Origin of the sequence: Candidatus Tremblayella phenacoccinincola (genome assembly GCF_002682985.1) — a bacterium.
GTDB lineage: Bacteria > Pseudomonadota > Gammaproteobacteria > Burkholderiales > Burkholderiaceae > Tremblaya > Tremblaya phenacola_C.
The window spans coordinates 1-1,805 of record NZ_MKGN01000023.1 but is presented as its reverse complement, the minus strand read 5'-3'; the positions used below and the strand labels follow the sequence as shown (position 1 = coordinate 1,805).

At 34.1% G+C, this 1,805-nt stretch carries 1 protein-coding gene; it reads right to left on the bottom strand.

Annotated features, from left to right (window positions below; translation table 11 throughout):
- Nucleotides 1-309 precede the first annotated feature (309 nt).
- Entirely contained in the window at nt 310-1,680 is a 1,371-nt protein-coding gene (locus TPPER_RS01290) for a tRNA modification GTPase (RefSeq protein ID WP_099336958.1), read from the bottom strand.
- Nucleotides 1,681-1,805: the final 125 nt, after the last annotated feature.

Below are 1,805 nucleotides of genomic sequence, written 5' to 3'. Positions count from 1 at the left end.
ACAGCGTTAACACAAAGACTGTTTAGAACCACTACAAAGAGGAAGTATTCTATAGTTAGCATGGGTTCCAGCTCTCCTTGGGTTTGGATGTCTCTTGGGTTGTGGTCTATGGGTTGAGAGCCTGAAGAAGATGTTCTTAATAGAAGCATCAGTAGCTTCATCTAAATATGTTAGAGAAGGGAGTAATATAGATATGCCTAATAACTACTACTACCCTCCTCCTTCTAGCTATATAGCTAACTACCAATAGGGTTCCCCCAAAGAACTATCTAAGCAGCTCATTATGTGGACAACCAAACCCCTTCAGTTTTATTTACCGATACAAAGCCCATCAAAGAGTTCATTTAATACCTGTTCTGTTAGGAAACCCTCACTAGATGATTCCCCAACAAGTTTAGAAGCTTCTTTCTCTGCTAACCCAACAGCATCTGCTATTAAAACACCTTTGGTTCTTATATGTTCTTTACTTGCTTTTATAAGATGTTTTATTGTGTTCTTTAATAAACATAAATACCTTTTCCTACATATATAGCTAGGTTCTATATTTACATTGGGATCTAGTATACGTTTTAGATGATCTTTAAGAACAGCTAACCCCTCTCCTGTTTTAGCGGATACCTTAACTATAGAGTAGTTGTTAGATATGGTTTTTATAGATGCTTTTTCTTTTGTTAAGTCTATCTTATTTATTATTATTGTTATGGACTTACCTGAGAAGTTTCTTATTATATTGTTTGGTATTCTATTATCTTTAGAGAGTGTTGTTTTTATTAACAATATGTGGTCTGCTTTGATAACTTCACCCCAAGTTCTTTTTATACTTATCTTTTCTAAGATATCTTTTGTTTTATGTATACCGGCTGTATCTACTATAGTTAAAGACATTCCTGATATACAGATCGGTTTAGCTAAAGTATCTCGAGTTGTTCCTGAAAGATCTGTTACAATTGAAGTATCACTTTCTGTTAATGTGTTGAATATGCTTGACTTTCCTGTGTTGGGTGCTCCTGTTATTACTATAGTATTGGGTTTATGGAAGTTGTTATATAGCTTTGTTTTAATATATATCTTTTTAGACTCTAATAAGGCTTTATTTATTAGCTTGATTGCTTTTCTTATTGGGATTCTATTAGGTGTTTCAATAAAACATAGACTAGCTTCTATATTGATACGTGCTTTTGTTATTAGATCTTTTATGTTATTAGCTTCATCTGAGAATATACCTAACATTGAATTCATTGCACAACTTGCTGTCCTTAGTGAAGTAGCAGCTATTAGGGTTGAAATAGCCTCCGCTTGTGTTAAGTCTATCTTTCTATTTAAATAGGCTCTTTTTAAGAACTCACCTGGGTTAGCTAATCTTACTCCTGTTGAATTAACTAGTCTTTGCAATATAGAATCTAATAGTATTGGGTTCCCATGGCCTTGAAGCTCTAAAACGTCTTCACCGGTGAAGGAGCATGGTTTAGGGAAATATATAGCTATGCCTTTATCTATTATTACTTTATCTGTATTATAAAAGAGTAGTAGTTCAGCTTTTCTTGGTTCTGGTAGCTTCCCTAACATAGATATGGCTAGTGGCTTTGCTTTGATGCCTGATATCTTTATTATGCCTATGCCACTAGCCTTTTGGGTTGTTGATAAAGCAGCTATTGTTTCTTCTTTTATATTAGCATTCATATGATATATTGCTGTTGGCTCTATGGCTTTTGGGTTGCTCGTAGTGATGTATTATTGGAATATGTCCCTGAATCAATAGTTAACTAACCAAAAGACTATCTATTCTAAGCCCTTCTCTAGAACAC